Here is a 20,919-nt window from a genome sequence, read left to right as displayed (position 1 = left end):
AAGATCGCAGCCTTCGGCAGCGCCCGCAGGCGCGTAGGAGCTGCCGAAGGCTGCGATCTTTTGATCTTGATCTTGATCTTGATCTTGATCTTGATCCTTCAGTGCATCTCCCGCCAAGTCAGGTACACCCGCAAATCGAACTCCACCTGGTGATACCCCGGCAACATGTGTTCGCACAGCTTGTAGAACGCCTTGTTGTGATCCGACTCTTTGAAGTGTGCCAACTCATGCACCACGATCATTTTCAGAAACTGCGGCGCCGCGTCCTTGAACAGCGAGGCGATGCGAATTTCTTTCTTGGCCTTGAGCTTACCGCCTTGCACCCGGGAAATCGTAGTGTGCAGACCGAGCGCACGATGGGTCAGGTCCAGACGGTTGTCGAACAACACCTTGTCAATCGCCGGGGCGTTACGCAGGTATTCCTGCTTGAGGTCCAGGGCATAGGTGTACAGCGCCTTGTCGCTCTGCACCCCGTGCTTTTCCGGATATCGCTGGCTCAGGTAGTCGCCCAGCCGACCTTCGGCGATCAGCTGTCGCACCTGGTCCTGCAACGCAGCGGGATAGGCCTGGAGGTATTTCAACGCGGTCATTGGGGCGGCAACACGAGTCACGAAAAGATCGTCAGTGTAACGAATTCAACTCGTCAGCGCGCCCCAGTCGAACGGCTCGACAAAGTGACGGGTGTCCTCGGCCATCAACGGCCGCGCGACCAGAAACCCCTGCACATACTGGCAACCGTTGGCTTGCAGCCATTCATATTGCGCCACCGTCTCCACCCCTTCAGCGATGACTAACAGACCGAACTGTTTGCACAAATCGATGACACTGCGTGCCAGCGCTGCATCCCGTTCGGATCCCGGCAACCGGGCGATCAAATGCCGGTCAAGTTTGAGCGTGTCCAGTTCAAGATCTCGCAGATGCGCCAGCGAACAAGCCCCGGAACCAAAATCATCCAGCGCCACCCGCACTCCCAAATTGCGCAGCAAACGCAGCTGCTTACGGGTTTCGTCGGGGTTAAGCATCAAGGCCTCTTCCGTGACCTCGACCTCCAGCTGCCGCGGTTTCAAACCATGGCGGTCCAGCACCTGGCGCAGCTCGGTGACCAGGTTGGGCAATCCGAATTGCGTGCTGCTCAAACTGACGCCCAGCACCAGATCTTCGGCAAACAAGGTTTCCCAGGCTTTTCGCTGTTTGGCCCCACGATGGTAAATCCAGCTGCCCAGGCGACTGATCAACCGCGCCTCTTCCAGCAACGGCAAAAACAGCCCCGGCGGTACATCGCCAACACTCGGATGCTGCCAGCGCAGCAACGCCTCGAACCCGCGAATCTGCCCGTCGGCAATGGCCACCTGAGGCTGATACACCAGATTGAAATCGCGGTTCTCGATGGCCGTGCGCACGCTCTCTTCGAGCATCAGCCGCGAGCGCGCCCGGCCATTCATTTCGTGATCGTAGAAGCGATATTGCTGACGCCCGGCACGCTTGGCTTCGTACATGGCGATGTCGGACGCGCGCATCAACCCGTCGAGATTAGCCCCACAATCGGGATAAGTGGCGATGCCGATACTGGCGCCCAAGGCGATGTCCATGCCTTCGATCTGCTGACAGATCGACACCCGCTCGATGAGCTTCTCGGCAATCTTCGCCGCGTGCTCGGGGAGCTCAAGATCCAGCAGCGCGGTGAACTCATCACCACCCATCCGCGCCAGAATATCGAAGGGCCGCAGACACGCCTTCAACTGCTCGGACACCCATCGCAGCACCCGGTCGCCAGCATCGTGGCCGAGGGAATCATTGACCCGCTTGAAGCCGTCGAGGTCCAGGTACAACAGCACCCATGTGCTGTCGGAGCGTTCGCCGCGCAGCAGCAGGTTTTCGACGGTCTGGTAGAAACCCCGGCGATTGAGCAGGCCGGTCAGCGGATCGGTCACCGCCTGAAACTCCAGCTGCTGATGCAGATGGTGCACCACCGACATGTCCAGCACCGTCACCACCATGGCATGTTGTTCGGTGGGCAAAGGCGCGCAGGACAATGCCACCGGCACTTGCTGACCGGGCGCGGTACGCAGCAACGCATCGTGCAGGCGCAGGGTTTCACCGCGCTTGTAGCCGGCAAACAATTCGGAGTCGGCCCAGATCGGAATGTGCGGCTTTTGCAGGAAATCCAGAAACTCCTTGCCTTGCAGCTCATGCACCGTGGCATTGAGCAAGCGGGACATCGCGGGATTGGCAAAGCGAATCAGCCCGTCCTCGCCCACCACCAAAATGCCTTCGGCGGCGTTATCCAGCACCGAGGCATTGAAGGCACGAGCGGCTTCCAGGTCATGGCTCAACTGCTGCAAGGCACGGCGATTACGCTGATGCTCGAGCAGGGCCTGGACTTTGGGTTTGAGAATTTGCGGGTCGAACGGTTTGAACAGGTAATCCACTGCGCCACTGGCGTAGCCCCTGATCACGGCGTCCTGGGATTGTTCGTTGGCGGTAAGGAAAATGATCGGCGTGAGGCGGGTTCGCTGACTGCCACGCATCAGGCGCGCTACTTCGAAACCGTCCATACCCGGCATCTGCACGTCCAGCAGTACCAGGTCGACATCGTGTTCGAGTAACAGACTGAGCGCTTCAAACCCGGAAGCCGCGGTGATGACCTGCCAGTCCTGGCGCTGTAACAACGCGCGCATGCTGATCAGGTTTTCGGGGTAATCATCAACAATTAAAAGGATTGAGCTGCCTTCAGCTGGCATAGGTTGTGCGCATTCCATGCTGCATCTCTTGTTCGGGACCTCAGGCCGGTCTCTTGTGAAAACCGGACACATAATGCGACTTCACTCTAGACCCGGATCCGCAAAAGCAGAAGCCACCGGTGTGCCATCACTTCAGTAAGTTTCATATAGCCGACTAACGGTCAGTCCTACAGGCCCCGGAAACCGGGAAGGATGGCATTTCGACAGGATGTTGACGTCAACCATCTGCCAAATGGGCATTAACAAACAACCGTTCTACGCTTATAAAGACAGCCCGAAGGCACGCGCTAGAGCTTCTGGCACGTGCGTACAGAAAAAAGTGGAAGCTCGAATATGATCGATCTCGCAACCTGGAACCTCAGCGTTCCTGTCGGCAGTCCGCCGTACACCGTTGAAACAACCAAACTGGTGGACGGCTTCAAGGATCAATACTTCCACTCCGACACCGGCACCTTGTTTTTTTGGGCCCCGGTAACCGGCACCCGCACTGAAAACGCGATTTACCCTCGCACCGAACTGCGCGAAACCTACAGCAATGGCACGCTGAAAAACTGGTACTACCCCGACGCGGACAACTTTCTGCGTGCGACCCTTACGGTCAGCAAGGTACCCAGCACGGGCAAGATCGTTATTGGTCAGATCCATGCCTACAAAAGCCAGAAGCCCATGGTGAAGCTCGAATATCAATACAAGGACTCCAGCGAGACCGGAAACATCGTCGCCAAAGTCCGCATGCACCCCGACGACGACACCGCCCGGGTCATCACCATCGCCACAGGCATAAAACTCGACCGGGAATTTTCCTACCTCATCCACCTCAGCCCCGGCGGTGCATTGGGTATCAGTGCGGCAGGCTATCAGTGGGATACCGACATCAGCGCGATGTGGCGTGATAAACCGCTGTACTTCAAGGCCGGCGCCTATGTGCAGGACAACACCGGGTACACCAGCGAAGGCGGGGAAGTGAACTTCAGCAAGCTGGATATCGATCACGATACCTGAGGCGACTCGATCCCCTGTAGGAGCTGCCGAAGGCTGCGATCTTTTGATCTTCAGCTCCGAAAACTTCGTAGGAATCCACCCATTGTGGCGAGGGAGCTTGCTCCCGTCGGGCTGCGCAGCAGTCCCTCTTTTTTGGGGGCCGCTTCGCGCCCCAGCGGGAGCAAGCTCCCTCGCCACAGGTTCTTTTATGTCCAACGCCATCCCTTCACTGACCGGCATCTAGTCCCACTTAAACGCCCACGTTTAAAGACACTCAGCGTTACTTCATGAAGCCTACAACGGCTTGCGTCACCGCCTACACGTACGCCAGAATCCGCCGGCTTGTGCGCCTTGAAGCCCACCGGTAACTTGATTCGTGTCACTGATTCCCAGTGATCGGGTTTAGTAGCCCGTGGTGTTTTTTCAGTTAGGTGCAAAGCTCTGTCCATCAGATGTTCCTGTCTGAACGTGATGGTGGCTGTGCTCAGGGCGCTTCGGCGCGCCGGTTAATGCTGATAACTCCCCGGTCTACTAACCTGCGCACAGCTGCCACCCTTCTTTTAGTAGAGAAGGTTAAGCAGCTCCATTCAGGAGTTTTCAGCTTATGTTCAAGGTAACGCCTAATCCGCCGGTCACAGATCCGGCATCCCCCTACGAATCCCCCGACTCAAAAAAATTCCACGAAGCCGCCGAGCGCGCCCTCGACCATTACCTCAACCCGGCCGCCAACATCATGGCCACCACCAACGAACCCGAGCCCATGTACTTGGCCAATCCGAAGTACAACACCGAATCCCTGCTGGCCAACGCCAGCGAAACACTGGGCTCTGCTACCACCATGCTCAACAATTTCGCGGCGCTGCTGGAGACCTCCCATCGCAAGACCCTGCTGGGCATCGCCCAAGTGGTCATGCTCGGCGAACTGGCGGTGAACCAGGCGTTGGACCACGTCGAATTGAAGGAGTAATCGGGCTCTGGTTGGAGCAAGGCGAGCAAACTTGCTTCCAATAAAAAACCCGCCTCTCGGCGGGTTTTTTATCAATGCAGCTTAACACTCAGGCTCAGTTAACCTTAGCGCTCAACTCACTGAATAAGGGATGATTAAATAAACCTGCCCCCTTTTATACTCAACCATTACTACCAAGCTTTAACTTGTTTTGCCTTGAACGTAAATCTTTCAGGGCTTTTTGTATCATTTGATGATTTGGAGGTGCGCACTGCTAGCCAAGTATCAAAGTTTGAACTCCCATTCACATAAGCTGCCACTAACCTCCATTTATCGGAAGGCGTATCAAACCAGATCACTGTTTCCTGTTTATCATCGTAAAATGAAAACCCCCCTTCCACCTTATTGTCCTTGTCAACAACCCCTTCGGAACCAGCTCTGTGAACAAGGCGACCATCAAATGTCCCAGCGCTTTGATTGCTATTTTTGATTTGCAAATAGTACCTATCGGTTTCGGAATAGTAATCCCAATCAAGATTTGGCATTTTCAATACTCCATCTAATAAGAGGAAAAGGGGACAGATTTATTTAAATCACTTAAATCACTTAAATCACTAATTACCGTCATCGCCCCCAGTCAAGACACAAAATATTTACTCAGAACCTTGATGTCTACTGTCAAACCTGACAGGTGTATAAACATACATATACAAAGAATCTAGCATAAGGGGACAGATTCAAAACAAAGGGTACAGATTTATTTAATCGATACTCTACTGCTATGCTGCACCCATCACTACAAGGAAGTAGGAAGCTATATGCCCAGAATGGGACGTGTTGTGTTACCCAATTATCCGCACCATGTCGTGCAACGCGGCCACAACCGGCAGGTTGTGTTCGCCGAGCCGAGTGACTATCAACGCTACCTCGACGATCTGCGAGAACTCAAAACGCTATTCGACGTGAAAGTGTATGCCTTCTGCTTGATGACCAACCATGTCCATCTATTGCTCGCACCTGGAGACTCCGTTGCGGGTCTCGGGCAATTGATGAAAGGCCTGGCGGGCCGCACGACGCGGTATCGCAACAAGCTGGAGGGACGCTCCGGTACCTTGTGGGAGAGTCGATACAAATCCAGCGTGGTTCAAACCGACACCTACCTGCTGGCTTGTAGTCGATACATCGAGCTAAACCCGGTGCGAGCGCAAATGGTGCAGCATGCTCAAGATTACCCTTGGTCGAGCTTGCACCTGCGTCTCAACGAAACTGCAGAAAACCATTGGCTGGATGAAGATCTTTGCTTCAACGAACTCGGTAAAAGCTATACCGAGCGCCTGGCTCGCTATACCTCATTTATGGAACAGGTGATCCCTTCTTCAGAATTGCAGCTAATCAGAGGCGCCCTCCAACGCGGCCAACTGACGGGCAGTCCTCGAGAAATCGAACCACTGAAAAAAGATCAATGTCACCTATATCGGACTTTTCCGCCTAAATCCTTACAAATGTCCGTTATAGGCGACATTCGATACGCTGAGCATAAGCAGCGCCGCATTAATCTCCGCCCATAAAAAACCCGCCTCTCGGCGGGTTTTTTATCAACGTAGTTTAACGCTCAGGCTCAATTAACCTTAGCGTTCAACTCACCCTTCAAATACCGCTGATACATCGCTTCCAACGAGATCGGCTTGATCTTCGAAGCATTACCCGCCGTACCAAACTGCTCATAACGTGCGATACACACATCACGCATTGCAGTCACGGTAGCGCCGAAGAACTTACGCGGGTCGAACTCGCTAGGGTTGGTAGCCATCAGGCGACGCATCGCACCGGTGGAGGCCAGGCGCAGGTCGGTGTCGATGTTGACCTTGCGCACGCCGTGCTTGATGCCTTCGACGATTTCTTCAACCGGTACGCCGTAGGTTTCTTTGATGTCGCCGCCGTACTGGTTGATGATCGCCAGCCACTCTTGCGGAACCGAAGACGAACCGTGCATGACCAGGTGGGTGTTCGGGATGCGTTTGTGGATTTCTTTGATGCGGTCGATGGCCAGCACGTCGCCGGTAGGTGGCTTGGTGAACTTGTAGGCGCCGTGGCTGGTGCCGATGGCGATAGCCAGGGCATCGACCTGGGTGCGTTTGACGAAGTCAGCGGCTTCTTCCGGGTCGGTCAGCATTTGGCTGTGATCCAGAACGCCTTCGGCGCCGATGCCGTCTTCTTCACCGGCCATGCCGGTTTCCAGCGAACCCAGGCAGCCCAGCTCGCCTTCTACCGATACGCCGCAGGCGTGAGCCATGGCTACGGTTTGTTGGGTAACACGGACGTTGTAGTCGTAGTCGGTCGGGGTCTTGCCGTCTTCGCCGAGGGAACCGTCCATCATCACCGAGCTGAAGCCCAACTGGATGGAGCGCTGGCAGACGTCAGGGCTGGTGCCGTGGTCCTGGTGCATGCACACCGGGATGTGCGGGAATTCTTCGATGGCTGCCAGGATCAGGTGACGCAGGAACGGGGCGCCTGCGTATTTGCGAGCACCGGCCGAAGCCTGGACGATCACCGGGGAGTCAGTCTTGTCAGCGGCTTCCATGATGGCGCGCATCTGCTCAAGGTTGTTGACGTTGAAGGCTGGAACGCCGTAGCCGAACTCGGCTGCGTGGTCCAGCATCTGGCGCATGCTGATAAGTGCCATTGTGTGTGTCTCTCCCGGTTGAGGGTCGTTAATCGTGCCAGCCTGCCGTAGCGGCGGCGGCTATTCAAGTTATTGCAGATCGGGGGTTGGCCCGGGCTGCGAATTCGGTGGTGCAAAATCTCAATAACTACAGAGAACCACTGTGGGAGCGGGCTTGCTCGCGAATGCGGTTATACATTCAACATCTATGCAAGCTGATCCACCGCCTTCGCGAGCAAGCCCGCTCCCACATTTGGATCGCTGTGAATCAAATCAATCGTGTTACTCGGCTTTACAACCGCGGCCGATCAAATCGTTGGTGGCGACCCAGTAAACCAGGCCTTCCTCACCTTTTACGTGAAACGCCAGCATGTCGTTGCTGTACAGCGAACCTTCGGCGCCCGGCTCTAGCTTCAAACGGTAGACCTGATCAGCACCGCCCAGGCGAACGTCGACTTGCTTGCGGTTGATGTCAGTGTAGCGCCAGAGCACTTTGGCCTGACTGTCGCAGGTCCAGGTGGTCCAGCTGTCCGCGGGCTCGGCAGCGTTGAACAGGTTCGAATTGGCGCAACCTGCCAGCAATGCCAGTGCCGCAACGGCGATAAAGCGTTTCATCCGTGTTCCTCGACTGACGGCACACGCCGCCAGCCTTGAGTAAAGAGTCAGACCCCTCAAGGGCAACCATGTTCCTTGGCCGGAGCCTGCGTCTCGTATTTGTCCAGGCCATCGGGCCCGGAGCGCTTGTTGATCACCGGGTTGGTTTCCGCTTGCCAATCCGCCTGGTAGCAGCCTTTTTCGTGTGTTTGCGGCGCGGGTTCCGGCGTGGCTTTCGGGTTACTCCCGCAAGCCGCCAGCATACCCGCGGCAATCAACAGCATTAAGGTCCTGACCATGTGAACACTCCTTTGCCTGGTCAAATGGGCGGCCTCAGGCCTTGGCCCGGCTTTCCAGGACTTCAACGGCCGGCAGCACTTTGCCTTCGACGAATTCGAGGAACGCGCCGCCGCCGGTAGAAATGTAGGAGATCTGCTCGGCAACGCCATATTTATCGATGGCCGCCAGGGTGTCGCCACCACCAGCGATGGAGAACGCCGAGCTTTCGGCGATGGCTTGGGCCAGCACTTTGGTGCCGTTACCGAACTGGTCGAACTCGAACACGCCCACCGGGCCGTTCCACAGGATGGTCTTGGACGACTTCAACAGCTCGGCGAAATTCGCCGCGGTCTGTGGGCCGATGTCCAGGATCATGTCGTCTGCGGCCACGTCGGCAATCAGCTTGACGGTCGCGGTAGCGCTTTCAGCGAATTCCTTGGCAACCACCACGTCGACCGGCAGCGGAACGCTGACTTTGGCAGCGATTTCACGGGCGGTGTCCAACAGGTCCGGCTCGTACAAGGATTTGCCGACCGGGTGACCAGCAGCAGCCAGGAAGGTGTTGGCGATGCCGCCGCCGACGATCAGCTGGTTGCAGATCTGGCTCAGGCTGTTGAGCACGTCGAGTTTGGTCGACACTTTGGAACCGGCAACGATAGCAGCCATTGGCTGAGCCGGGGCGCCCAAGGCCTTGCCCAGTGCGTCCAGTTCGGCGGCCAGCAACGGGCCAGCAGCAGCGACTTTGGCGAACTTGGCCACGCCGTGGGTCGAACCCTCGGCGCGGTGAGCGGTGCCGAAAGCGTCCATCACAAACACGTCGCACAGGGCGGCGTATTGCTTGGCCAGTTCGTCAGCGTTCTTTTTCTCGCCCTTGTTGAAGCGCACGTTTTCGAACAAAACGATGTCGCCGGCTTTCACGTCGACGCCGCCCAGGTAATCGGACACCAGCGGCACTTCGCGGCCCAGGGCTTTGCTCAGGTAGTCAGCGACTGGCTTGAGGCTGTTCTCGGCCGAGAACTCGCCTTCGGTCGGACGGCCAAGGTGCGAGCAGACCATCACGGCCGCGCCTTTTTCCAGGGCCAGCTTGATGGTCGGCAGCGAAGCCAGGATTCGCGCATCGCTGGTGACAACACCGTCCTTGACTGGGACGTTGAGGTCTTCGCGGATCAGTACGCGCTTACCTTGCAGATCGAGGTCGGTCATCTTCAACACGGTCATGGGTCGCATTTCCTGGATAGCTGTTTTAGAGAGCAGGTTTTGGTTGTGGTGCAGCTGTTTGCAAATAGTGTTCTGCAACGTCCAGCATTCGATTGGCAAAACCCCATTCGTTGTCGAACCAGGCCAGGATGTTCACCAGCCGAGGGCCGGAAACGCGGGTCTGACTGGCATCGACGATGGCCGAATGTGGGTCATGATTGAAATCACAACTGGCGTGAGGCAACTCGGTGTAGGCCAGAAGGCCCTTGAGCGGGCCATGAGTGGCGGCCTCGCGCAGAATCCGGTTGACCTCGGTGGCGTCGGTATCGCTTACGGTCTGCATCGTAATGTCGAGGCAGGACACGTTAACCGTCGGCACCCGCACGGCTTTGGCCTGAATTCGCCCGGCAAGTTCCGGCAGCAGGCGTTCAATGCCTCGCGCCAGACCAGTGGACACCGGAATCACCGACTGGAACGCCGAACGGGTGCGGCGCAGGTCTTCGTGGTGATAGGCGTCGATCACCGGCTGATCGTTCATCGCCGAGTGGATGGTGGTGATCGACACGTATTCCAGACCAATGGCCTGATCCAGCAGGCGCAACAGCGGCACGCCGCAGTTGGTGGTGCAGGAGGCGTTGGACACCAGCAGCTCGTCGCCGGTCAGGCAATCCTGGTTCACACCGTAGACGATGGTGGCGTCGACATCCGCCTCGCTGGCCATCGGCTGGGAGAACAGCACCCGCGGCGCACCGGCGTCGAGGAACCGCTGGCCATCGGCACGCGTGTGATAAGCGCCGGAGCACTCCAGCACCAGATCGACGCCCAGTGACGCCCAATCGATGCCTTCGGGGGTGGCACTGCGCAGGACCTTCACGCAGTCGCCTTTAATATGCAGACAATCGCCCTCGACCCTCACCTCGCCGGGAAACCGCCCGTGTGTGGAGTCGAAGCGTGTCAGGTATTCGATGCTGGCCATGTCGGCCAGATCGTTGATCGCGACAATTTCGAACCCTGCCGCCGAGCCTCGCTCAAACAACGCACGCAAGACGCAACGACCAATCCGGCCGTAGCCGTTGAGTGCAACTTTGTAAGGACGCGGTTGAGGCATGGGGTTCTCGATTACCGTGGTGAATCCGTCATTGCAGCATTGACTGGCCCGACGCCTTCGCGAGCAAGCCCGCTCCCACAGGAGAATGCGATCTCATGTGGGAGCGGGCTTGCTCGCGAAAGCGGCAGTCCAGACGACACATTTTCTGGATCAGTCTTCCAGCAGCTCTTCAGCCTGACCCAGGATGTTTTCCAGGGTGAAGCCGAACTCTTCGAACAAGGCAGGTGCAGGCGCCGACTCGCCGTAGGTGGTCATGCCGATCACACGCCCTTCCAGGCCCACGTACTTGTACCAGTAGTCCGCGTGAGCAGCTTCGATGGCGATACGCGCGCTGACCTGCAATGGCAGAACCGCTTGCTTGTAGCCGGCGTCCTGGGCTTCGAAGACGCTGGTGCATGGCATCGAAACAACACGCACCTTGCGGCCTTGCTCGGTCAGTTTGTCGAAGGCTTGAACGGCCAGGCCGACTTCCGAACCGGTGGCGATCAGGATCAGCTCAGGCTCGCCTGCGCAGTCTTTCAGCACGTAGCCGCCGCGATTGATGCACTCGATCTGCACGGCATCACGGGTTTGGTGCTGCAGGTTCTGACGGGAGAAGATCAGTGCCGACGGACCGTCGTCACGCTCCAGCGCGCATTTCCAGGCCACTGCCGATTCAACGGCATCGGCTGGACGCCAGGTATCGAGGTTCGGCGTGCAACGCAGGCTGGCCAGTTGCTCGATCGGCTGGTGAGTCGGGCCGTCTTCGCCCAGACCGATGGAGTCGTGGGTGAACACATAAATGATGCGCTTCTTCATCAGCGCCGACATGCGCACCGCGTTGCGGGCGTATTCCATGAACATCAGGAAGGTCGCGCCGTAAGGCACCAGGCCGCCGTGCAGGGCCACGCCGTTCATGATCGCGCTCATGCCGAACTCGCGAACGCCGTAGTACATGTAGTTGCCGCTGGCGTCTTCGGCGGTGACGCCTTTGCAACCTTTCCACAGGGTCAGGTTGGAACCGGCCAGGTCAGCCGAACCGCCCAGCAGTTCCGGCAACAGCGGGCCGAACGCGTTCAGGGCATTCTGGCTGGCTTTACGGCTGGCGATGGTTTCGCCCTTGGCCGCGACTTCAGCGATGTAAGCAGCCGCTTTTTCCGCGAAGTCTTCCGGCAGGTCACCGCTCAGACGACGAATCAGTTCGTTGGCCAGCTCCGGGAAGGCCGCGGAGTAGGCAGCGAAACGCTGATCCCACTCGGCTTCGGCAGCGCGACCGGACTCCTTGGCGTCCCACTCGGCATAAATATTGGCCGGGATTTCGAACGGGCCGTGGTTCCACTTCAGTGCTTCACGGGTCAGAGCGATTTCCGCGTCACCCAACGGGGCACCGTGGCAGTCTTCCTTGCCCTGCTTGTTCGGCGAGCCGAAACCGATGGTGGTCTTGCAGCAGATCAGCGTCGGCTGCTCGCTTTTGCGGGCCGTGTCGATGGCGATCTTGATTTCTTCCGGGTCATGACCGTCGACGTTGCGGATCACCTGCCAGTTGTAGGCCTCGAAACGCTTCGGCGTGTCATCGGTGAACCAGCCTTCGACTTCGCCGTCGATGGAGATGCCGTTGTCATCGTAGAAGGCGATCAGTTTGCCCAGGCCCAAGGTACCGGCCAGGGAGCTGACTTCGTGGGAAATGCCTTCCATCATGCAGCCATCACCCAGGAACACGTAGGTGTGGTGATCGACAACGTTATGGCCGGGACGGTTGAACTGCGCCGCCAGGACTTTTTCCGCCAACGCGAAACCCACGGCGTTGGCCAGGCCTTGCCCCAGTGGACCAGTGGTGGTTTCGACGCCCGGGGTGTAGCCGTATTCCGGGTGGCCCGGAGTGCGGCTGTGCAGCTGGCGGAAGTTTTTCAGGTCATCGATCGACAGGTCATAACCGGTGAGGTGCAGCAGCGAGTAGATCAACATCGAACCGTGACCGTTGGACAGCACGAAGCGGTCACGGTCAGCGAACGATGGATTGCTCGGGTTGTGCTTCAGGTAGTCACGCCAAAGTACTTCGGCGATATCCGCCATACCCATAGGGGCACCGGGATGGCCGCTGTTGGCTTTTTGCACGGCATCCATGCTGAGGGCACGAATGGCGTTGGCACGCTCACGACGGCTGGGCATCGCTGTTCTCCTGCGGATATTGAATCGAGAGTTAATAAAACGAAACGGAAAAAAGGCGAGCATTTTCCCTCACCGACCGCCTTCGGGGCAATGACAGATAGTCATCCGAAGGCGTTTTTCCAATGGATAACAGCGTATTCGACTGATGAAACCTTTCCGCTGTTCGCTTGCTGACTAAACCTAACGCTGAAAAGCGCCATCTATCGAGCAATATCAAAACTTTTTGATATTGCTCTTGCGATGATTTCTGACCATCACTAGACTGCTGGCCTTATGAATTTACGCGCACCCTCCATTCGACATGACGATTGCGATGAGCTGGCGGCCCTGTGCAAGGCCGGCGGCGATCCTCTGCGGCTGAATGTATTGCGCGCGCTGGCCAACGATTCGTTCGGTGTACTGGAACTGGCGCAGATCTTCGGCATTGGCCAGTCTGGCATGAGTCATCACCTCAAGGTTTTGGCCCAGGCCGACCTGGTGGCGACCCGTCGTGAAGGCAATGCGATTTTCTACCGTCGCGCCCTGCCCCACACCGATCTGCTGGGCGGCAAGCTGCATGCCGCGCTGCTGGAAGAAGTGGACAACCTGACCCTGCCGACTGACGTTCAGTCGCGGATCGGTCAGGTCCACGGGCAGCGAGCGGCGGCCAGCCAGGACTTTTTCTCACGGGTCGCGGAGAAGTTTCGTGCCCAGCAAGACCTGATTGCCGGCCTGCCACAGTACCGCGACAGCGTAGTGGCACTGCTCGACAAGCTGAGTTTCGGCCCGGGCGCCACAGCCATCGAAGTGGGCCCTGGCGATGGCGGCTTTCTGCCGGAACTGGCGCGTCGTTTCGCTCAAGTCACCGCGCTGGACAACAGCCCGGCGATGCTCGATCTGGCCCGCCAGGTCTGCGAACGTGAAATGCTGGCTAACGTCAGCCTGCAATTGGCCGATGCATTGAACGGTGTAAGCCTCAAGGCTGATTGCGTTGTACTGAACATGGTACTGCACCATTTCGCCGCGCCGGCCGAAGCACTCAAGCGCATGGCCGACTTGCTGCAACCGGGCGGTAGCCTGCTCGTGACAGATTTATGTAGCCACAACCAGAGTTGGGCCAGGGAGGCCTGCGGTGATCTGTGGTTGGGGTTTGAACAGGACGATCTGGCCCGTTGGGCCACCGCTGCGGGACTCGTTCCCGGGGAAAGCCTCTATGTAGGCTTACGTAATGGTTTCCAGATTCAGGTCCGCCATTTTCAGCGACCGACTGGCGACACTCACCATCGGTAAATTCAGGAAAAAATCGAGATGAGCGAATACTCCCTCTTCACCTCCGAGTCCGTGTCTGAAGGGCATCCGGATAAAATCGCCGACCAGATTTCCGATGCGGTGCTGGACGCCATCATTGCTGAAGACAAATTCGCCCGTGTAGCGTGCGAGACGCTGGTGAAAACCGGCGTGGCAATCATCGCAGGTGAAGTCACCACGTCGGCCTGGGTCGATCTGGAAGACATCGTCCGTAACGTGATTCTCGACATCGGCTACAACAGCTCCAATGTCGGCTTCGACGGTGCGACCTGCGGCGTGATGAACATCATCGGCAAGCAGTCCCCTGACATCAACCAGGGCGTTGACCGTGCCAAGCCTGAAGACCAGGGCGCCGGCGACCAGGGCCTGATGTTCGGCTACGCCAGCAACGAAACCGACGTGCTGATGCCAGCACCGATCACCTTCTCGCACCAACTGGTTCAACGCCAGGCTGAAGCCCGTAAATCCGGCCTGCTGCCTTGGCTGCGCCCGGACGCCAAGTCGCAAGTGACTTGCCGTTACGAAGGCGGCAAGGTTGTCGGTATCGACGCTGTTGTGTTGTCGACCCAGCACAACCCTGACGTATCGTACAAAGACCTGCGCGAAGGCGTGATGGAACTGATCGTCAAGCACGTATTGCCTGCCGAGCTGCTGTCCAAGGACACCCAGTTCCACATCAACCCGACCGGCCAATTCATCATCGGTGGCCCGGTGGGCGACTGCGGCCTGACCGGTCGCAAGATCATCGTCGACAGTTACGGCGGCATGGCCCGTCACGGCGGCGGCGCGTTCTCCGGCAAGGATCCATCGAAGGTTGACCGTTCGGCGGCCTACGCCGGTCGTTACGTGGCCAAGAACATCGTCGCGGCTGGCCTGGCCGAGCGTTGCGAGATTCAGGTTTCCTACGCGATCGGTGTTGCCCAGCCTACGTCGATTTCGTTGAACACCTTCGGCACCGGTAAAATCAGCGACGACAAGATCGTCAAACTGGTTCGCGAAGTGTTCGACCTGCGTCCATACGCGATCACCACCATGCTTGACCTGCTGCACCCGATGTACCAGGAAACCGCTGCGTACGGCCACTTCGGTCGCACTCCGGCGACCAAGACTGTGGGCGACGATACGTTCACCACTTTCACTTGGGAAAAAACCGACCGCGCCGACGACCTGCGTGTCGCTGCCGGCCTGTAAGACTTTTCCTGCGGTACCCAAAGCCCCGCACGGTTCGCCGTGCGGGGCTTTTTATTGTTCTGCTACTTGAGACCGTGTCGCCGCTTTCGCGAGCAAGCCCCCTCCCACACTTGATCTCGATCACTCACAACATCTGTGTACACAAAAGACCCCATGTGGGAGCGGGCTTGCTCGCGAAGAGGCCAGCCCAGTCACCTCTGTCTCATGCCAGAAACACTCAGCAAAAAAACCACCCTTCGCGCCTACCAGTACTGATCTAGCCTTCAAGCATCCCACTGAGCAAGGACGCTCTCGATGCTCCCCAACCTGCGCCTGTTTTTCGCTTTCCTGCTGACCTTCGCCAGCCAGACCACCCATGCCGCCGAATGCCCCGATTGGCCACCAGTTCGTGCACAGAAAGAAATCACTACCCTGCAACTGCAAATCGATCGCTGGGACGACAACTACCACCGTGAAGGCCAATCGCTGATCGCCGATGAACTCTATGATCAGTCCCGTGCGCGACTGACCGAATGGCGCGAGTGTTTTGATTCAGGCCCCGCCACCGAACCATTGCGTACGGCCGGCGGCACGGTTGCTCACCCCATCGCCCACACCGGCCTGGAAAAACTGCGCGATGGGCGCGCCGTCGAAGCCTGGCTGAAAGATCGGGGCGAAGTGTGGATTCAGCCCAAGGTTGACGGTGTGGCGGTGACGTTGATTTATCGCAATGGCTGGTTGCACCGGGCGATCAGTCGAGGCGACGGGGTAAGCGGCCAGGACTGGACAGCCTCGGCACGCCAGATCGCCGCCATCCCGCAAAAACTTTCGCAGTCGCTGGACTTGCTGCTGCAAGGCGAACTCTATTGGCGCCTGACCGAACACGTACAAGCCGAGGCCGGCAGCCTCAATGCCCGCGCCACGGTGGCCGGGTTGATGGCACGCAAGGCGCTGAGCGCCGAGCAGGCCGCCGGTATCGGGTTGTTTGTCTGGGACTGGCCGCAAGGCCCGAAAAGCCTGCCCGACCGGGTGGCAGCTCTGGACACGTTGGGGTTCCCGAGTACGGCACCCTACAGTCAGCCGATCGAGGCATTTGCCGATGCCGAACGCTGGCGCGATCACTGGTATCGCTCGCCCCTGCCCTTTGCCAGCGATGGGGTCGTACTGCGCCAGGACCAGCGCCCACCGGCCGAGCGCTGGCAGGCGAAAACGCCTTACTGGAGCGTCGCCTGGAAATACCCCTTCGCCCAGGCGCTGGCCGAGGTGCGCAAGGTCCACTTCAAGATTGGACGAACCGGCCGGATCACACCGGTGCTGGATCTGATACCGGTGATGCTCGATGACCGGCAGATCAGGCGCGTCAGTGTCGGCTCTCTGCAACGCTGGGAAGCGCTGGATATTCGCCCGGGCGATCAGGTCGCCATCAGCCTGGCGGGGCTGACCATCCCCAGGCTCGATGGTGTCGTCCTGCACAGCACCGAACGCCCGGAATTGAACGTACCGCTGGCGGCAGATTTTGATTCTTTAAGCTGCTGGCAGCCCACACCCGGATGCGAAAGCCAATTCCTCGCACGTCTGAGCTGGCTCAGTGGCAAACAGGGGCTGGCCTTGCCTCATGTCGGGCCGGGCACCTGGGAGAAACTCCTCAAGGCCGAACGCCTCGACAGCCTGGTCGATTGGTTGACCCTTGATGAGCAAGAGCTTGCTAAGATTGACGGCTTCGGTGAGCGCAGCAGTGCTCGCCTTTTGGACAGTTTCAACAGCGCCCGGCAACGCCCATTCGCTCGCTGGCTCAAAGCCCTGGGTTTGCCGCCGACTGGTCAGGCACGCCTCGCCGACTCATGGCAGGCGCTGGCACAACGAAACACCGAACAATGGCAGGCCGAAGCCGGCATCGGCCCGGGGCGCGCAGCGCAATTGAGCGCATTTTTCCGCGACCCGCAGGTCCTGGCCTTGAGTGAGACATTACGTGTTGCCGGGATTGACGGTTTCTAGACGCCAGCCCTGCCTGAGAGCCGGGAACCCAAAGGTGCCGATGCGCTCAAACAGCCCATCGCTATATCGAATTTTTCACCTGGAGCTTTTATGAAACTTCTTTCACCGCTTGCCGTGTTGACCCTGTGCAGCGTGATGGCCGCTCCATTGATGGCCGACGAAGATGCCCCGGGCCTGACCGGCTGCGCCGCCAAAAAACAAGGCATCATCAACCAGATCGAACTGGCCAAGTCCCGCGGCAACGCCGATCAACAGGCTGGCCTGGAAACCGCCCTGAACGAAGTCACTGCCCATTGCACCGACGCTTCCTTGAAGAAGGAACGGGAAAACAAGGTGCTCGACGCCAAGCACGAAGTCAGCACGCGTCAGGCCGACCTCGAGAAGGCGATGAAAAAAGGCGACGCCGAGAAGATCAACAAGCGCAAGGACAAACTGGCTCAATCACGCAAGGAGTTGCAGGAAGCACTGGATGAGCTGGATAAATAAATGATCTTTCAAGATCAAAAGATCGCAGCCTTCGGCAGCTCCTACAGGAGTACGCGCTCCCATGTAGGCGTTGCCGAAGGCTGCGATCTCTTCTGCAATCAATGATCCCGAAACTCTTTATGGCAGGCACTGCAGGCATCTTCGACTTTCTGCACCGCCGGCCCCAGGTTGCTGACCTTGTAGGGCTGAACCTTGCTGGCAATCACCAGCTCACCGGTGGCGCCTTCAAGGGTGCGGGCCAGCTCCTGGAAACGTGCCTGCTTCTGCCAGACATCGTCCTTGGCGCTGGTGTGATCCTCTTCGCGCACCTGCGGGAAATGTTTCCACGGCTCATGGGACAGCGCGTCGAGCTTCACCGCGCCGTCGACGAATTTCGGGCCATCGAACGGAATACGCCCACGCAACATGCCGCCCAGGTCTTCGCCGGTCTTGAGCATCTGTTTGAAGATCGCCTTGCGCTGACCCAGCGGCGAGTTCGGGTCGACACCACCGCAGGCGGACAAGGTCAGGCAGGCCAGCAATACAACGGAAAGTCTTTTAAGAATCATGGTGGCTTCAGGTCACTGGAAACGGCGGCCAGTATCCTCGCGTCACCGGCAAAGACCAATAGCCCTATTATCAATACGGGTTGTTTGAGCGCATGGAGCACTCAGGCAGCCGGCAAAGGAATTACTCCATGAACAGCCGTTTCAAGGCATGGCGTCACAATCTGGCCTGGACCCTTCCGATGGTGGCCGTACTGGCAGGCTGCACCGGCGGCGACAGCAGCAAACCGAAAACCCACGCACTGGCGACCTACTCCAGCGCCACCTGGGAAGCGCTTCCGGCAGTGTCCGACAACGACCTCGTCGCCGGCTTCGGCTCGTGGCGCAGCGCCTGTACCCGGCTCAAGGCCGATCCGGTCTGGGGCGGCACCTGTGCGGCTTCCGCCAATGTGCAGCCAACCGCCAAGGACATCCGCGGTTTCCTCAAACAGAACCTGGACGTCTATGGCCTGCGTGCCGCCAATGACAACCCCAACGGCCTGATTACCGGTTACTACGAACCGGTGTACCCCGGCAGCCTGACCCAGACCGAGGAAGCCAACATCCCGGTGTACGGTGTGCCCGAGGACATGATCATCGTCTCGCTGGACAGTATCTATCCGGAACTCAAAGGCAAGCGCCTGCGGGGCAGGCTCGAAGGTCGCGTGCTCAAGCCGTACGACGACGCGGCAACCATTGAAACCAACGGTGTGAAGGCGCCGGTGATTGCCTGGCTGACCGACCCGATGAACCTGCAGTTCCTGCAAATCCAGGGTTCGGGTCGCATCCAGCTTGATGACGGTCGTCAGTTGCGCATCGGTTACGCCGATCAGAACGGCCACCCGTATCGACCCATCGGCCGCTGGCTGGTGGACCAGGGTGAGCTGAAGAAAGAAGACGTGACCATGGGCGCTATCAGCACCTGGGCCAAGGCGAATCCTGCGCGCATTCCCGAACTGCTCGGCAGCAACCCCAGCTACGTGTTCTTTACCCGCAACCCCGACAGCAACGAAGGACCGCGCGGCTCGCTGAATGTCCCGCTGACCGCAGGTTATAGCGCGGCGGTGGACCGCAAGGTGATTCCGCTTGGCAGTCTGTTGTGGTTATCGACCACACGCCCGGACGGCAGCGCACTGGTACGTCCGGTGGCCGCGCAAGATACTGGCGGCGCGATTGCCGGCGAGGTCCGCGCGGACCTGTTCTGGGGCACGGGGGATGCGGCCGGGCAATTGGCCGGCGACATGAAACAACAGGGGCAAATCTGGATGCTTTGGCCTAAGGGGGCGGCGTTGCCGCAAGTGCCGCAGGTAGCTGACACACTTTAAAAGCAAAAGATCGCAGGCTGCGCCAGCTCCTACAGGGATCGATGTTCATCCGCGATATTGCGGCGCACGCGGCCAATGTAGGAGCTGCCGAAGGCTGCGATCTTTTGATCTTGCCTTTAAACCGACACCACAAAGAAACTGACGATCAACCCCATCCCCACAAACCATACCAGCGACCGCAATATTGCCCAGTCCGCCAAGTAGCAGATGATGAAGAGCAGCCGACTGGTGATGAACAGCACCGACAGCACATTGATCGTCACCAGTTCGGCATTGCCGGCCAAGTGAGCCACGATCACCGCCGCCGCAAACGCCGGGGTCACTTCAAAACTGTTCAGTTGCGCCGCATGCGCCCGCTTGCCCAAGCCTTCCAGGGAATCGAGAAACCCCCGAGGGTCATGATTGTGTCTAAGCCCGTACCCGCCACTGATCTTGGCGATGCCTATGCACAAGTAAGGCAAAAAGATCGCAATCAAAATGCACCACAGAGCAACCGTCATAACGCAGTCCCTTCTTCAAGTTATAGAAAATCGAATTCCATCAGCGGCGACTAAAACTTCATCACCAACATGCCGATCAGCACCAGCCCACAGGCTAAGAGCCGGGGCCTGCCGAAAGGTTCTTTGAGGTAGCGCATGCCGAACAGCACCACCAGAATCACGCTGATCTCGCGCAGCGCCGCCGCCTCGGCAATTGAACCGAGCTGCATCGCCCACAGCACCAGAGCGTAGCTGAACAGTACGCAAAACCCGACCGCCAATCCCAACCGCCACTGTTCACGCCAGAACAGCATGAACGCCGGGCGTTTGCGCACCAGCGCCAGCAACGGGAACGGCCAGGCACTGAGCAATGTGACCCAAACCAGGTAGTCCAGCGGATGGGACCAGCGCCGCAAGGCCTGGCCATCGATGAAGGTGTAGCAACCGATGCACAACCCGATCAGTGCCACCACCGGCAGCATCGACCACGGCAGACGCACCCCGCCACCGCCCTGCCAGAGCAGGCACAACATGCCGAGCGGGATCAGCAAAATGCCGAAGATCTGCTGAGCCGTCAGCACTTCCCCGGCGAAGATCAGCGTCAGTGCCAGCACCACCAGCGGCGACAGTCCACGCATCAACGGATAGACCAGACCGAGATCGCCGACCCGATAGGCCTGGATCAACAGGTAGCGATAGAGCAACTCGAATGCCGCTGACGCGAGAATCCACGGCCACATCTCCAGTGGCGGCAGCGCCACGAAGGGCAGCATCAGGGCGACAAACAGCAGCGCCACGCTGTCCATGCAGGCCACCACCAACAGCCGCTCCGCGCTGAATTTGATCAGGGTATTCCACGCCGCGTGCAACAGCGCCGCCACCAACACCAGAACCGTCGCAAGCACGGCACACTCCTTATTTTGCCCCCACTCTCCCCCGTAGGAGCTGCCGCAGGCTGCGATCTTTTGATCTTCCAAAAGCAAAATCAAAAGATCGC

The 20,919-nt window shown here is 58.5% G+C and carries 20 protein-coding genes; 8 read left to right on the top strand and 12 right to left on the bottom strand.

Translation table 11 applies throughout. The features are described 5' to 3' along the window. Positions 1-98: 98 nt before the first annotated feature. Both PMI36_RS05445 and PMI36_RS05450 read right to left on the bottom strand, forming a co-directional pair. Entirely contained in the window at positions 99-590 is a 492-nt protein-coding gene (locus PMI36_RS05445) for a M48 metallopeptidase family protein (RefSeq protein WP_008074859.1), read from the bottom strand. A 45-nt stretch (positions 591-635) separates the two neighbouring features. Next, the gene (locus tag PMI36_RS05450) at positions 636-2,759 is read right to left on the bottom strand and encodes a putative bifunctional diguanylate cyclase/phosphodiesterase (RefSeq protein WP_008074857.1); all 2,124 of its coding nucleotides are present in this window, start codon (positions 2,757-2,759) and stop codon (positions 636-638) included. A gap of 315 nt (positions 2,760-3,074) precedes the next feature. On the opposite strand from PMI36_RS05450, the gene PMI36_RS05455 reads away from it, so the two are divergent. Both PMI36_RS05455 and PMI36_RS05460 read left to right on the top strand, forming a co-directional pair. Beyond that, the gene (locus PMI36_RS05455; RefSeq protein ID WP_008074855.1) at positions 3,075-3,743 is read left to right on the top strand and encodes a polysaccharide lyase family 7 protein; all 669 of its coding nucleotides are present in this window, start codon (positions 3,075-3,077) and stop codon (positions 3,741-3,743) included. Positions 3,744-4,326: 583 nt separating this feature from the next. Then, positions 4,327-4,689, top strand: coding sequence for a DUF6124 family protein (locus PMI36_RS05460; RefSeq protein WP_008074853.1), 363 nt, complete (start codon positions 4,327-4,329; stop codon positions 4,687-4,689). Between the two features lie 170 nt (positions 4,690-4,859). Here the strand turns inward: PMI36_RS05460 and PMI36_RS05465 are convergent, their stop codons facing one another. Further along, entirely contained in the window at positions 4,860-5,213 is a 354-nt protein-coding gene (locus PMI36_RS05465; RefSeq protein ID WP_008074851.1) for a hypothetical protein, read from the bottom strand. A 273-nt stretch (positions 5,214-5,486) separates the two neighbouring features. On the opposite strand from PMI36_RS05465, the gene PMI36_RS05470 reads away from it, so the two are divergent. Further along, positions 5,487-6,236, top strand: coding sequence for a transposase (locus tag PMI36_RS05470; RefSeq protein WP_008074849.1), 750 nt, complete (start codon positions 5,487-5,489; stop codon positions 6,234-6,236). A 50-nt stretch (positions 6,237-6,286) separates the two neighbouring features. Here the strand turns inward: PMI36_RS05470 and fba are convergent, their stop codons facing one another. The 6 genes from fba to tkt all read right to left on the bottom strand — a co-directional run bounded on the left by fba (position 6,287) and on the right by tkt (position 12,656). Further along, a complete protein-coding gene (fba, locus tag PMI36_RS05475; protein WP_007894938.1) occupies positions 6,287-7,351 on the bottom strand; it encodes a class II fructose-bisphosphate aldolase in 1,065 nt (354 codons plus the stop codon). 261 nt (positions 7,352-7,612) lie between these two features. Continuing rightward, positions 7,613-7,945 carry an MliC family protein gene (locus PMI36_RS05480; protein WP_008074848.1) on the bottom strand — a complete coding sequence of 111 codons (333 nt, stop codon included), beginning with the start codon at positions 7,943-7,945 and terminating at the stop codon, positions 7,613-7,615. Between the two features lie 56 nt (positions 7,946-8,001). Next, on the bottom strand, positions 8,002-8,223 hold the full coding sequence (locus PMI36_RS05485) for a hypothetical protein (protein WP_008074846.1): 222 nt from the start codon (positions 8,221-8,223) through the stop codon (positions 8,002-8,004). Between the two features lie 34 nt (positions 8,224-8,257). Next, positions 8,258-9,421 (bottom strand): phosphoglycerate kinase, encoded by a 1,164-nt coding sequence (locus tag PMI36_RS05490; protein WP_007894933.1) that lies wholly within the window; start codon positions 9,419-9,421, stop codon positions 8,258-8,260. A 25-nt stretch (positions 9,422-9,446) separates the two neighbouring features. After that, complete coding sequence (epd, locus tag PMI36_RS05495; protein WP_008074844.1) at positions 9,447-10,508, bottom strand: erythrose-4-phosphate dehydrogenase; 1,062 nt, start codon at positions 10,506-10,508, stop codon at positions 9,447-9,449. A gap of 150 nt (positions 10,509-10,658) precedes the next feature. Further along, entirely contained in the window at positions 10,659-12,656 is a 1,998-nt protein-coding gene (gene tkt / locus PMI36_RS05500; RefSeq protein ID WP_008074843.1) for a transketolase, read from the bottom strand. A gap of 273 nt (positions 12,657-12,929) precedes the next feature. Here tkt and PMI36_RS05505 point away from each other — a divergent pair, with 273 nt between their 5' ends. The 4 genes from PMI36_RS05505 (at position 12,930) to PMI36_RS05520 (ending at position 17,594) form a co-directional block, all read left to right on the top strand. Beyond that, positions 12,930-13,925: an ArsR/SmtB family transcription factor gene (locus tag PMI36_RS05505; protein ID WP_008074842.1), complete on the top strand. Its 996-nt coding sequence runs from the start codon at positions 12,930-12,932 to the stop codon at positions 13,923-13,925. Positions 13,926-13,943: 18 nt separating this feature from the next. Continuing rightward, positions 13,944-15,134 carry a methionine adenosyltransferase gene (metK, locus tag PMI36_RS05510; protein WP_008010319.1) on the top strand — a complete coding sequence of 397 codons (1,191 nt, stop codon included), beginning with the start codon at positions 13,944-13,946 and terminating at the stop codon, positions 15,132-15,134. A gap of 294 nt (positions 15,135-15,428) precedes the next feature. Continuing rightward, complete coding sequence (gene ligB / locus PMI36_RS05515; RefSeq protein WP_008074840.1) at positions 15,429-17,108, top strand: NAD-dependent DNA ligase LigB; 1,680 nt, start codon at positions 15,429-15,431, stop codon at positions 17,106-17,108. Positions 17,109-17,198: 90 nt separating this feature from the next. Continuing rightward, positions 17,199-17,594, top strand: a complete 396-nt coding sequence (locus PMI36_RS05520) for a DUF1090 domain-containing protein (RefSeq protein ID WP_007894925.1) — start codon at positions 17,199-17,201, stop codon at positions 17,592-17,594. 98 nt (positions 17,595-17,692) lie between these two features. Here the strand turns inward: PMI36_RS05520 and PMI36_RS05525 are convergent, their stop codons facing one another. Continuing rightward, on the bottom strand, positions 17,693-18,142 hold the full coding sequence (locus PMI36_RS05525) for a c-type cytochrome (RefSeq protein ID WP_008074839.1): 450 nt from the start codon (positions 18,140-18,142) through the stop codon (positions 17,693-17,695). A gap of 128 nt (positions 18,143-18,270) precedes the next feature. Here PMI36_RS05525 and mltA point away from each other — a divergent pair, with 128 nt between their 5' ends. After that, the gene (gene mltA / locus PMI36_RS05530) at positions 18,271-19,443 is read left to right on the top strand and encodes a murein transglycosylase A (protein ID WP_008074838.1); all 1,173 of its coding nucleotides are present in this window, start codon (positions 18,271-18,273) and stop codon (positions 19,441-19,443) included. Positions 19,444-19,559: 116 nt separating this feature from the next. Here the strand turns inward: mltA and PMI36_RS05535 are convergent, their stop codons facing one another. Then, positions 19,560-19,943, bottom strand: a complete 384-nt coding sequence (locus PMI36_RS05535) for an MAPEG family protein (RefSeq protein WP_008074836.1) — start codon at positions 19,941-19,943, stop codon at positions 19,560-19,562. A 50-nt stretch (positions 19,944-19,993) separates the two neighbouring features. After that, positions 19,994-20,827: an EamA family transporter gene (locus PMI36_RS05540; RefSeq protein ID WP_032830612.1), complete on the bottom strand. Its 834-nt coding sequence runs from the start codon at positions 20,825-20,827 to the stop codon at positions 19,994-19,996. Positions 20,828-20,919 lie beyond the last annotated feature (92 nt).

It is taken from the genome of Pseudomonas sp. GM79 (assembly GCF_000282495.1).
In the GTDB taxonomy this organism is placed as follows: domain Bacteria; phylum Pseudomonadota; class Gammaproteobacteria; order Pseudomonadales; family Pseudomonadaceae; genus Aquipseudomonas.
Note: the sequence above shows the minus strand (reverse complement) of the source record. Positions and strands in the feature narration are given on the sequence as shown.

Excerpts from the sequence above, each read along its gene's own strand:
- PMI36_RS05490 (WP_007894933.1), bottom strand. The coding sequence starts at position 9,421 with ATGACCGTGTTGAAGATGACCGACCTCGATCTGCAAGGTAAGCGCGTA.
- PMI36_RS05480 (WP_008074848.1), bottom strand. The coding sequence starts at position 7,945 with ATGAAACGCTTTATCGCCGTTGCGGCACTGGCATTGCTGGCAGGTTGC.
- PMI36_RS05445 (WP_008074859.1), bottom strand. The coding sequence starts at position 590 with ATGACCGCGTTGAAATACCTCCAGGCCTATCCCGCTGCGTTGCAGGAC.
- fba (WP_007894938.1), bottom strand. The coding sequence starts at position 7,351 with ATGGCACTTATCAGCATGCGCCAGATGCTGGACCACGCAGCCGAGTTC.
- PMI36_RS05525 (WP_008074839.1), bottom strand. The coding sequence starts at position 18,142 with ATGATTCTTAAAAGACTTTCCGTTGTATTGCTGGCCTGCCTGACCTTG.
- PMI36_RS05450 (WP_008074857.1), bottom strand. The coding sequence starts at position 2,759 with ATGGAATGCGCACAACCTATGCCAGCTGAAGGCAGCTCAATCCTTTTA.
- PMI36_RS05505 (WP_008074842.1), top strand. The coding sequence starts at position 12,930 with ATGAATTTACGCGCACCCTCCATTCGACATGACGATTGCGATGAGCTG.
- metK (WP_008010319.1), top strand. The coding sequence starts at position 13,944 with ATGAGCGAATACTCCCTCTTCACCTCCGAGTCCGTGTCTGAAGGGCAT.
- PMI36_RS05535 (WP_008074836.1), bottom strand. The coding sequence starts at position 19,943 with ATGACGGTTGCTCTGTGGTGCATTTTGATTGCGATCTTTTTGCCTTAC.
- tkt (WP_008074843.1), bottom strand. The coding sequence starts at position 12,656 with ATGCCCAGCCGTCGTGAGCGTGCCAACGCCATTCGTGCCCTCAGCATG.
- PMI36_RS05460 (WP_008074853.1), top strand. The coding sequence starts at position 4,327 with ATGTTCAAGGTAACGCCTAATCCGCCGGTCACAGATCCGGCATCCCCC.
- PMI36_RS05455 (WP_008074855.1), top strand. The coding sequence starts at position 3,075 with ATGATCGATCTCGCAACCTGGAACCTCAGCGTTCCTGTCGGCAGTCCG.
- PMI36_RS05465 (WP_008074851.1), bottom strand. The coding sequence starts at position 5,213 with ATGCCAAATCTTGATTGGGATTACTATTCCGAAACCGATAGGTACTAT.
- PMI36_RS05485 (WP_008074846.1), bottom strand. The coding sequence starts at position 8,223 with ATGGTCAGGACCTTAATGCTGTTGATTGCCGCGGGTATGCTGGCGGCT.
- PMI36_RS05520 (WP_007894925.1), top strand. The coding sequence starts at position 17,199 with ATGAAACTTCTTTCACCGCTTGCCGTGTTGACCCTGTGCAGCGTGATG.
- PMI36_RS05470 (WP_008074849.1), top strand. The coding sequence starts at position 5,487 with ATGCCCAGAATGGGACGTGTTGTGTTACCCAATTATCCGCACCATGTC.
- mltA (WP_008074838.1), top strand. The coding sequence starts at position 18,271 with ATGAACAGCCGTTTCAAGGCATGGCGTCACAATCTGGCCTGGACCCTT.
- epd (WP_008074844.1), bottom strand. The coding sequence starts at position 10,508 with ATGCCTCAACCGCGTCCTTACAAAGTTGCACTCAACGGCTACGGCCGG.
- ligB (WP_008074840.1), top strand. The coding sequence starts at position 15,429 with ATGCTCCCCAACCTGCGCCTGTTTTTCGCTTTCCTGCTGACCTTCGCC.